The organism is Candidatus Methanocrinis alkalitolerans, assembly GCF_029167205.1.
In the GTDB taxonomy this organism is placed as follows: Archaea; Halobacteriota; Methanosarcinia; order Methanotrichales; family Methanotrichaceae; genus Methanocrinis; species Methanocrinis alkalitolerans.
Genome location: NZ_JARFPL010000030.1, coordinates 16,874 through 27,430, shown reverse-complemented (window position 1 = coordinate 27,430; position 10,557 = coordinate 16,874). Strand labels below are relative to the sequence as shown.

9 protein-coding genes are annotated in these 10,557 nt (G+C 58.4%); 6 read left to right on the top strand and 3 right to left on the bottom strand.

Features of this window, described 5'->3' with window-relative positions:
• The first annotated feature begins 873 nt into the window (after positions 1–873).
• From P0O24_RS09410 to P0O24_RS09385, 6 genes are all read left to right on the top strand, one after another.
• The gene (locus tag P0O24_RS09410) at positions 874–1,863 is read left to right on the top strand and encodes a hypothetical protein (protein WP_316969500.1); all 990 of its coding nucleotides are present in this window, start codon (positions 874–876) and stop codon (positions 1,861–1,863) included.
• The gene (locus tag P0O24_RS09405) at positions 1,863–2,486 is read left to right on the top strand and encodes a hypothetical protein (RefSeq protein ID WP_316969499.1); all 624 of its coding nucleotides are present in this window, start codon (positions 1,863–1,865) and stop codon (positions 2,484–2,486) included. The genes P0O24_RS09410 and P0O24_RS09405 overlap by 1 nt, the downstream gene beginning before the upstream one ends.
• 121 nt (positions 2,487–2,607) lie before the next feature.
• A complete protein-coding gene (locus P0O24_RS09400) occupies positions 2,608–5,571 on the top strand; it encodes an ATP-binding protein (RefSeq protein WP_316969498.1) in 2,964 nt (987 codons plus the stop codon).
• A gap of 409 nt (positions 5,572–5,980) precedes the next feature.
• Positions 5,981–6,211: a hypothetical protein gene (locus P0O24_RS09395; protein ID WP_316969497.1), complete on the top strand. Its 231-nt coding sequence runs from the start codon at positions 5,981–5,983 to the stop codon at positions 6,209–6,211.
• A gap of 172 nt (positions 6,212–6,383) precedes the next feature.
• Positions 6,384–6,593: a type II toxin-antitoxin system HicB family antitoxin gene (locus tag P0O24_RS09390; protein ID WP_316969496.1), complete on the top strand. Its 210-nt coding sequence runs from the start codon at positions 6,384–6,386 to the stop codon at positions 6,591–6,593.
• A 4-nt stretch (positions 6,594–6,597) separates the two neighbouring features.
• Positions 6,598–6,822: a type II toxin-antitoxin system HicA family toxin gene (locus P0O24_RS09385; RefSeq protein WP_316969495.1), complete on the top strand. Its 225-nt coding sequence runs from the start codon at positions 6,598–6,600 to the stop codon at positions 6,820–6,822.
• Positions 6,823–6,891: 69 nt separating this feature from the next.
• Here P0O24_RS09385 and P0O24_RS09380 read toward each other — a convergent pair whose 3' ends face one another.
• Genes P0O24_RS09380 through P0O24_RS09370 form a run of 3 tightly spaced genes read right to left on the bottom strand, consistent with a single transcriptional unit; the run spans position 6,892 to position 10,472 of the window.
• Positions 6,892–7,374 (bottom strand): RDD family protein, encoded by a 483-nt coding sequence (locus P0O24_RS09380; protein ID WP_316969494.1) that lies wholly within the window; start codon positions 7,372–7,374, stop codon positions 6,892–6,894.
• Positions 7,375–7,407: 33 nt separating this feature from the next.
• Complete coding sequence (locus tag P0O24_RS09375; RefSeq protein WP_316969493.1) at positions 7,408–8,793, bottom strand: histone deacetylase family protein; 1,386 nt, start codon at positions 8,791–8,793, stop codon at positions 7,408–7,410.
• On the bottom strand, positions 8,790–10,472 hold the full coding sequence (locus P0O24_RS09370; protein ID WP_316969492.1) for a hydantoinase/oxoprolinase family protein: 1,683 nt from the start codon (positions 10,470–10,472) through the stop codon (positions 8,790–8,792). Before P0O24_RS09370 ends, P0O24_RS09375 begins: the two co-directional genes overlap by 4 nt.
• Positions 10,473–10,557: the final 85 nt, after the last annotated feature.

The following is a 10,557-nucleotide window of genomic DNA, read 5'->3' as shown; positions in this document are numbered from 1 at the left end:
TATGATTGGACGTCCACATCCATGCTACTTACCTTCGAGGTGCCTTGGATGCTATTATTAAAAAATGTTGTGGATATTTACAGAGAGAAATTCAGGACTTCTAAGTTCAAAACGCGGAATGTGGGATTAAGTACGCTAGTTCAAATTATTTGTGATGCCGACAAACAATTAAAGAAGGACAATGACGAATTTAATGAAGCTGTAAGGACAGTACTTCGATTGGCCTTGAGTCGCTTTACAGATATTTGTAATTCTCTTTGTATGTGGGAAACGACAAAAACACAAGTTCGTCACGTTTTTACTCGTCAAGCATTACCGATGCTATGGGACTTCGCTGAGCCAAATTTCTTTGCAGAAGCAGCTGGCAACTTCAACGTGACTTTACAAACAATGTTGGACGTAATAAAATCTGAGACCTTATCCCCAATAATGTCTACAGGAATCGCACAGCAATGTACTGCTAGGTCTCATCCTCTTCCAGATGATTCAGCAAATGTATTTTTTACAGATCCACCCTATTATGATATGATAAATTATGCAGATCTTAGTGATTTCTTTTATGTTTGGCTCAGAAGGACTTTTATTAATGATAATACAAACAATTGGAAAAGTGAATCTACTCCTAAATCCGAAGAGATAATCGTGGAACCTACACCCGTGGACGGCGTGGGCATTAAGGATGAGAAATTTTACCTTGATGGAATGACACAGGCATTCGGCGAAGGTCGCCGGATATTGAGTCCTGATGGTCTGGGTGTTGTAGTTTTCGCGCATAAATCTACATCAGGTTGGGAAGCACTGCTCCAAGCTTTGATGAATGCTGGATGGATAATTACAGGGTCGTGGCCTATAGATACTGAGCTAACCAATAAGGTGGCAGGAATAGGACAAGCCCGTCTAATGTCTTCAATTCACCTCGTCTGCCGCCCGCGCGAGAACCCGGACGGGACCCTGAAAGAGGAGGTCGGCGACTGGCGGGACGTCCTCGCCGAGCTGCCGAGGAGGATTCACGGCTGGATGCCGCGCCTCGCCGAGGAGGGGGTCGTCGGCGCCGACGCCATCTTCTCCTGCATCGGCCCTGCCCTGGAGGTCTTCTCCCGGTACTCGCGGGTCGAGAAGGCGAGCGGCGAGGCCGTCGCCCTCAGGGAGTATCTGGTGGAGGTCTGGGCGGCGGTATCGAGGGAGGCTCTGAATATGATCTTCGAGGGGGCCGACTCCACCGGGTTTGAGGAGGATGCGAGGCTCACGGCGATGTGGCTCTGGACTCTCTCCACCGGCGCGAACGGAAACGGGAACGGAAACGGGAACGGCGGCGAAAACGGGGGCGGAAAAGCCGTCCGGGGCGAGTATTCTCTGGAGTACGACGCCGCCCGGAAGATCGCCCAGGGGATCGGAGCCCACATGGAGACCCTCCCCGACCTGGTTGAGATCAAAGGCAGCTCAGCCCGGCTTCTATCCGTCGCCGAGAGGTCCGGCCGCCTTTTCGGAAAAGGACAGGGCGGAAGCCAGAAAGAAAGGCCGAGGCGGGGCGGAAAGAAGAGACAGTCCCAGGCCAGCTTCGATGAGGGAGAGATGGTGGTGCCGGTGGGCGAGGACGGCCCCGGGGCCGGAAGCGGCGGCAGCGGCGGGACGGCTGTTCAGCCCGTTCTCGCCGAGACCGTCCTGGACAAGGTCCATCAGGCGATGCTCCTCTTCGCCGAGGGGAGTAGCGAGCGGCTTCGGTCGTTCCTCGTCGATGAGGTGGGAGGCGACCAGAGGTTCTGGCATCTCGCCCAGGCCCTGGTGGCCCTCTACCCGGCATCGACCGAGGAGAGGCGGTGGGTCGAAGGGGTCCTGGCCCGGAAGAAGGGGCTTGGTCTCTGATGGAATCCGCCGATATCGCCCGCCGCTGGCAGGAGGCCTTCCTTCAGGCGCTTCGGCCCCTTGAGAACTCCCGGCCCCTCAAGGAGGCCGCAGCTTCTGGAAATCTCGGCGACTGGACCTGCGCCCTCACGGGGCTCGTGGTCAAAAGCTGCGAATCGCTGGGCTGGCAGGCGGCGGCCCTCGGCCATCCCTGCCGGGCTCTCCCGGTCTCCAGGAAGGAGTACCTCTCCCTGGACGTGCTAGCTTTCGCCCCAGCTCCCGCCACTTCGGGCGGCGGGCGGGATCACAATGCCCGAAAATGGCCTTCCCCGGTGGCGGCGATGGAGCTTGAGAACAGCAGATCCGACGACGCCGTCGCCTACTCCCTCTGGAAGACCCTCTGCACGAGAGCCGATCTCCGGGTGGTCTTCTGCTACCGGCAGACCGACTCTGAGGGCGGAGTTCTCATGAAGATTCTCCAGGAGGATGTCGTCGGGTCGATGAGCCTTGAGGAGAGGATCGGCCTCGGAGGCGAGACTCTCGTGGCCGTGGGCATAAAAGAAAGGCTCGCGGCCTTTCCCTACGGTTACTTTAAGTGGTGGCGGCTCGACAGCCAATCGGGAAATTTTGGGCTCTTCTCATAAGATGACGATAACGCCGCCCCAATCCATCGGCGGCCTTCTTCTGTATTCTCCGTAGAATAGTTTAAGTGATGGCAACTCGATTAACCGATCGGGAAAGGAATCGGATGACTGGAGGGAGAAGATGGCGCTCAAACCCTGGTACAAAGTAGTGACGCCGAGAGAAGATCTGAGATTGGGAAAGCCCCTGGACGCCTCGGAGTTTGCGGTCCACCTGGACAAGGTTCGGGACGAAAGCGCCGCCGAAGACTATCGAAACCCAGAGAAGTTCTTCGAACGGACATACCTCACTTCGAATCTGGCCTCCATGGCCGCAGAGGTCGTCCGGCGCCTATCCGGCGAGAAGACCGAGACCTCCGCCGTCTTCAACCTGAACACCCAGTTCGGCGGCGGAAAGACCCACGCCCTCACCCTCCTCTACCACCTCGCCAAAAACGGTCCCAGGGCCGGGAGCTGGCCCGGCGCGAATAAGATCCTGGCCAAATCGGGCGTTCAGGGTATCCCCGAGGCCGTCACCGCCGTCTTCGTGGGAACCGAGTTCGACTCCATCAAAGGGCGCGGCGGCGACGACGGAACGCCCCTTCGGAAGACGCCATGGGGCGAGATAGCCTTCCAGCTTGGAGGTGAAAATGCCTTCGCCACCGTGGCCGATCACGACCGGCTGATGAGAGCCCCGGCAGGAGACGTCATCCGCCAGATCCTGCCCAAAGATCGCTCCTGCCTCATCCTCATGGACGAGCTGATGAACTACGTCAGCCGAAACCGTAAGACCGACCTCCCATCGCAGCTCTACAACTTCATCCAGAACTTATCGGAGACAGTTCGGGGCGAAGAACGAACGGTCCTGGTCGTATCCGTTCCCGCCTCAGCGACGGAGATGAACCCCGAGGACCACTCCGACTACGACCGGCTGAAAAAGCTCCTCGATCGGCTCAGCAAGCCCGTCATCCTCTCGACGGAGACCGAGATCTCCGAGATCATCAGACGCCGCCTCTTCGAAGTCGACTCGAAATCCCTGGACCTGAACGGCAAGATCATACTACCCGACGAGGCTAGAGCCGTCTGTGAAGAGTACGCTCGATGGGTTCTCGCTCATCGCCAGCAGATACCAAGCTGGTTTCCCGTCGACAACGCAAAAGCGGCCTTCGAGGCCGCTTACCCCTTCCACCCGATGGTCTTCTCGGTCTTCGAGAGAAAATGGCAGACACTTCCTCGATTCCAGCGGACTCGTGGCGTCCTCCGTCTCCTCGCCCTCTGGCTCTCAAAAGCCTACAACGACGGCTACAGGGGCGCCCACAGCGACCCCATAATCGGCCTTGGGACCGCTCCCCTCGACGACCGCTTTTTTAGGGCGGCAGCTTTGGAACAGCTCGGCGAAGAGCGCTTGGATACCCCCATCACCACAGACATCTGTGGAGCCGACGACTCTCACTCCATCCGCCTGGACACAGAAGCCGTCGATTCTATCAGGAAAGCCCGGCTACACCAGAAAGTGGCGACGTCCATCTTCTTCGAGTCTAACGGCGGTAGAACCTCGGGCACAGACGCCACCATCCCTGAAGTACGTCTCGACGTGGCGGAACCGGGCCTGGACATCGGAAATGTGGAAACCGTTCTGAGCGCCCTCGAAGCCACCTGTTACTACCTCAGGGCCGACGGGAGCCGCTACCACTTCAGCCTGAAGGTGGGACTTCCCAAGCTCATCGCAGATCGCAGGGCAGGAATCTCTCAGCCAAGGATCAAGGAGCGAATCATGGCCGAGATATCCCAGGTCTTCGCAAAGGGTCCCGACCTGGATAGGGTCTTCTTCCCTCAAAAGAGCAACGATATCCCGGACCGAGCCTCTCTGACTCTGATCGTCCTTCCCCCAGATAGATCGATGCAAGACCGAGAAGCCGTTCTCCGTTCAATCGAGTCGATGACCGCAGAGCACGGAACCTCGGGCAGGACCTTCAAGACCGCTTTGATATGGTCCGTAGCCGAGAACTATTCTCAGTTAGATCACGTTGCCCGGGATCTTTTGGCCCTAGAGGAGATACGAGATGAGGAGTTGAAACTCCAGCTCGACGACTCTCAGAAGCGCCAGCTGAAGGATAACCTCAGGAAGTCAGAGCGAGACCTGAGAGAGGCCGTCTGGCGGACCTACCGGTATGTGGTCCTCCTGGGAAGAGAAAAAGTGGAGATCATAGACCTGGGTCTGGTCCACTCCAGCGCCGCAAGCTCCATGGTGGACCTGATAATCTCGAAGCTGAAGCGAGACGACCTGGTGGCGGATTCTGCAAGCCCCGGCTTCCTTGTCCGAAACTGGCCTCCCGCCTTCAAGGAGTGGAGCACAAAGTCAGTACGAGACGCCTTCTTCGCCTCGCCCATATTTCCGAGGCTCTCAAATCCAAATTCGATCAAGGAGACGATCGCCCGAGGGGTCAGCGGCGGGGTCCTCGGATACGTCGGCAAGATCGGCGATGAGTACGATCCCTTCCGCTACAAAGAGGGAATCTCCGCGGCGGAGGTGGAGATCTCCGAGGAGATGTTCATCATCACGGGTGAGACGGCGAAGAACTACATAAGAGACCATTCAGATCCGCCGGTTCTGACGTCGATCGAGATCTCACCTCGGACCGTCCAGCTCAAGCCCGGCGATGCCCAGTCCTTTGTAGCCAGGGGCTTTGATCAGCGTAGCCATGATTACCCCTTGGATCAGGTCGCCTGGACCGCCACCGGTGGCGTCATCGGAGCGGCTGGCAGTTTTCAGGCTGGCGATGGTGAAGGTCGTTTCACAGTGACGGCGAGCAGCAAAGGGGTCAGCTCCACGGCAGCAATCGCGATCGCTGCTGACGGCGACATCAGAGTCATCGATGAAGGCGGCGATGATGGATCTATTAAGACCGTTTCATGGAAGGGAGAGGTCCCCCCTCAAAAATGGATGAACATATACAGCAAGGTCCTCTCCGGATTTGCTCGGGAGGGCGGCCTGAAGCTGACCCTCAATGTAGAGATATCATCTGAAATGGGCATACCAAAAGAGAAGATAGAGGAGATGAAAGTCGCGTTGAGGGAGCTTGGCCTGAACGACGATGTAACAATCTAAAAGCCTCTGAAGGACGAAGGTAACTATTCAGCTATACCGAATCGCCCGCATGATGCTGACTTTGATTATAACGGTATGCCGATCAACAACTTGCACCAAAATGAAAAACGATATCCAATGCCGAGGTTACTTGAAGTTAGCTTTCTGGAACTGGCCACACGAGATCTCTAAGAGCGGGTCTGCTGATGCTGTTTGCGGTGGGCTGAATAGTTACGGACGAAGATGCATGGGTCATCGGTTAAGGAATTTAAGCTACACAATATTGCCATTTTTCACACGAATTATGCGTCATCTAGATTTGATCCGATTTCAAGACTGACTTGCTGTAGCCTTTTTGACCAAGCCAATCTCACCGTACTTGCTACCGAGATCGCTGCCTCATCGCGATTCTTCTCTTAACCGATGACCAATGGACGAAGATGATATGACCTCAATTGCGTTCGAAAAGCAGTACGCAGTAAATGAAAAGGGCGACCGAATAGGCGTCCTCCTCAGCCTGGAGGACTACAGAAAGCTTCTCGACGAGCTAGAGGAGCTGGACTCCCTTCGAGCCCGCGATGCTGCCAAGTACTGCGGCGACGAAGCTTTCCCTTTCGAGGAGGCCATCGCCGATATCGAACGTGAGAGAGATCATCTATAGCGTTCTCGTTCTTCCATCCAGCTGCTTTTGGCCATTTAAGGGTTTGGCGCCGCCGGCGCGAACCTCGCTGCTCGCTCTCCCCCTCGAGAAAAATTGGGCGCCGATCTTCATTAGGGCGAGCTCCCTTAGCTTGCAAGAAAGCTTTTTCAACTCCAGAAGCCAAGTCTAATCCATGAAGCTCAAGGTGACCCTCGAAGAGGCCGAGGAAGGGGGGTACATCGTCAGCTGTCCGGCGCTGCCGGGCTGCCATTCTCAAGGAGATACCGCTGAGGAGGCTCTGGATAATATCAAAGAGGCGATAGAGGGCTGTCTTGAATCCCTGTCAGAGGAGAGGATGGGAACTCTGACCACCCAGGGAAAGATCGTTGAAGTGACAGTCTGATCCCATGTCCAAGAAGCTGCCCGTGGTCTCGGGGCACATGGCGGTTAAGGCCTTTGTGAAAGCAGGATGGCGGTTCGATAGGACATCTGGGAGTCACGCCATACTCCGAAAAGAGGGCTCGACGGTGACCCTCTCCGTACCACTCCATAACGAACTAAGAAAGGGTTTGTTGAGAGCGTTGATAAAGGATGCTGGTATGGGCGTTGAAGAGTTCGCTAGTTATTTATAAACATTTATAAAATAATACTACCATTTTAGAGCATAAATATTGGATGGAGGGGCCTGGGGAAAGCGCCCGCTACCCTCGCCTCACGTACCGGACCCCCTCCGGCGCCGACTCATTGACGTGGACGACGATCGTCTCCGAGAGGCGGTTGAAGAGCCGCTGCCCCGACCCCCGCATCGCGATCCAGCCGATGAGGCAATCGAGGGGGAGGAGGAAGGCCTTTCCGAAGGACTCGATGGCTGCCCGGGGTAGGTCTATCTTCTCGCCCTTCATGTCGGTGACCTTCAAGCTCATGGCCATCTTCCCCAGGGACTGCCCCCGGGTCCCCTCCAGGACCGTCCAGTATGCGAAGAGGACGAGGGCTCCGTCGGAGAAGCCCCATTGGAAGGCGGGACCGGGGGGAAGCCACGGCACGACGGGGGTGAGGGGCCCCGTCATCCCGACGATGAGGTCCACGAGGACCCCCACCAGGATTATGTCGATGAGCCAGGCTCCGAGCCTCCGCTCCCAGGAGGCGATCCGAATCACCCTCTCCTCTCCGTCTCGTCCATCCATCAGATATCCCCGCCAGAAGCCCATATCTCGCCTTCAGTAGATCCGCTCGTTATGCATCCTCGTGCTGTAGAGCCGGAAGTCGTCGGCGTTCTTGTCCTGGAAGAATATGTGGTTGTATCGGGAGTCGGTCTTGTGGGCCTCGTACTCCTCCCTCCCCTCCTCGCGGCAGCGCTTGCAGGCGAATAAGGGGACGAAGACCCCAAACCCGCTCTCGGAATGGCCGTAGCCTCTGACGGCATCTGTATCGATGGTCATGTAGCCGGGGCAGCTCTTGTCGGGGCACATCTTCACCGACTCGGTCTGGCGCTCCCGGATCCCGTCGGTGTCGTAGAAGATGTCTTTGCGCCTCCGGAAGAAGGGGCCAGCCCTCTCGACGGCCTTCGCCGTCAGCTCCTCTCTCGCCTCCCAGATACCCTGGAGGTACTCGACGGTCCCTTGAATATTCGCCTCCATGGTCCTGGACATCGAAAACCTTCCGGGGTGGTAGTCCGGCTCCCGGACGTTGGAGTAGTCGAGGCCTGCCATGGCGAGGATGATGCCGCAGTTGACATATGGGAGGGCGGTCTCGATGGCGTACCCCCCCTCCAGGACGGCAATATCCGGCGCCAGCATCTCGTTCAGTTTTGCATAACCCTGGGCGGAGAACCGCATATTCGCCAGGGGGTCTGTATAGTGGTTGTCCTGGCCCGCGGAGTTGACGACGAGCTGGGGCCGGAAATCCTTCAGGATGGGGAGGACCAGCTCCTCCAAAACATAGTGGATCCCCTCGTCGGGGGTCTCCGGCGGCAGGGGTATGTTGATAGTCCTTCCCATCGCCTTGGGGCCGCCCTGCTCATCGACGAACCCCGACCCCGGATAGAGGGTCCTTCCGTCCTGGTGGAAGGATATGAAGAGGACGTCGGGGTCGTGGTAGAAGATCTCCTGGGTCCCGTCGCCGTGATGGACGTCGGTATCGATGATGGCGATCCGGCGGATGCCGTACTTCCTCCGGATGTACTCCACCATGATCGCCTCGTTGTTGACGTTGCAGAAACCCCGGTTCCCGTGGGCGACCCTCATGGAGTGGTGGCCCGGGGGCCTCACCAGGGCGAAGGCGTTGGTGATCTCGCCTTTCATGTAGGCGTCGGCGAGGACGAGGGTGCTGCCGGCGGCGATGAGGTGGGCCTCGGTGACGAGGGACTCTGCGGAGGGTATGCAGAAGTGGACCCGGGCGATGTCCTTATAATCCGCGAGCCGCGGCTTGTACTCCTCCACCTCCGGAAGGTCCATCAGCCCCTCCTCGAAGATCTGGTCTCGGGTGTAAAGGAGCCGCTCCTCCCTTTCGGGGTGGGTCGGGGTTATCGCCCAGTCGAAGGCCGGAAAGAATATCAGCCCCATCTTCCTGGCCCGATCCTTATTCTCCTCTCTATAATTTCTCATCGTCTTCCACCTCCCGTCCATTCGGGGATGAGCCCCGCCGGGATCTGCATGCTGACGTCCAGGATCCGGCCGCTGGTGGACCAGCCCCGGACCATGTTGAATACCTCGCTGGAGGTCACCTCTGCCTCCGATGCGTACTCACTTATCCCCATCCTCTCGGCCCGCTCGACGATCAGCCTCTTGGCCAAAGCCTCCGCCTCCTTCTGGCCGAACTTTTTGTCCCTGATCTCCCCTGTCGTCCCGTCCTCGGCGACGGTGTAAAAGCCCCGGTCGGTGTCCGCCCTGAAGGTGAGGGTGAGGGTGGGCCTCGCCACGGCGGCGCCTATGGCGTTGGCAACGGCGGCGTCCTCGGGGATGATCCCTTCGGCGCCGAGCCTCTCCGCCACCAGGGGGACGAGCCCCAAACTTCCGCCGCCGACGCCGACGACGTTCTGGGGCCTGATCTTCTCTTTCTGGAGGATCTCCCAGACCCGATAGGCCGGCTCCAGCTCCCAGGCTAGGAAGATCGCTTCGATCTCTCCGATGAGAATCTCGACGGCCGCGTCGACCACCTTCTGGGCCGCTTCGCCCGCAGAGCAGCCGAGATCCCGACCAAGGTTCTCCATCGCCTCCTCAGCGAGGGCTCGCTCGCCGATGGAGATGAGGTTCAGGAGCCTCATGGCGTCGGTGGGGGTCGGCTCCGGCCCCCCCAAGCAGAAGGCGGGACCCGCCCTCTCCGGCCCGAGGGTGACCTCGTCGCCTGCGGCTCTCACCCTGCTGTCGCCCCCCAGGGCCACCGACTTGACGGCGAAGGCCCTGATGTGGGTGAGCTGGCTGTCCACCCTCGCCCCCTCCGAGGAGATTAGGGGGACCCCGTTCAGGATCAGGGCGAGGTCCGTCGTCGTCCCGCCGATGTCGACTACGACGGAGGTCTGGTCCGGAGGGGTGAGGGCAAGGACCCCCATGGTGCTGGCGGCGGGCCCCGAGAAGATCGTCTCGACGGGGTGCTCGACGGACGTCTCCAGGGGTAGCGTCCCACCGTCGGCCTTTAGTATGTATATGGGGGCTGCGATATTCCTCTTCGATACTGCCTCGGCGATCTGCTCAGCAAACTCTCTGTATTTGTCCTGGGCTGCGGCCTTCAGCATCGTCGTCGCCGCCCTCCTCGGAAAGTTCAGCCTTCCTGAGGCCTGGTGGCCCATCTCGACCTGAATCTCTGGGTTAGTCCGGAGGACGATCTCCCGCATCCTCTCTTCATGGAAGTGGTTCCTCTGGCCGAACTTGCTCACCACCGCCACCTTTCTGTAACCTCCCTCGGAGATGGCGGCTGCTGCCTTCTCCACCTGGTCTTCATCCAGGGGCTGGATCTCTCTGCCCCTGTAGTCGATCGCCCCCCGGACGATCCGGACCTCTCCTTCCAGGGCCAGGTTTTCGGGGTTCATACCCGGACCCGGCTCCATGATCAGGGCTACTGGGTCGGCCTTACCCTCGGCTATGAGATTTGTGATGAGGGTGGTGCTCAGGACGACCCTCTCGATCTTATCCGTCGGGACCTCCCGGACGACCTCGTCGAGGGCGCCCATAAGGCACTCCAGGAGATGGTCGTGGTCGGTCGGGACTTTCGACGTTTTTATAACCTTTCCCTCGTCTATTAGAACCGCGTCTGTAGTGGTTCCGCCGACATCGATTCCGATCAACATGATTATATCGCCTTGGCGACCGGATGGCCCAGGGAGTATATCGGACTTTTGGTGAGGGGATGGTAATGGGGGCTGTAAGATCCGA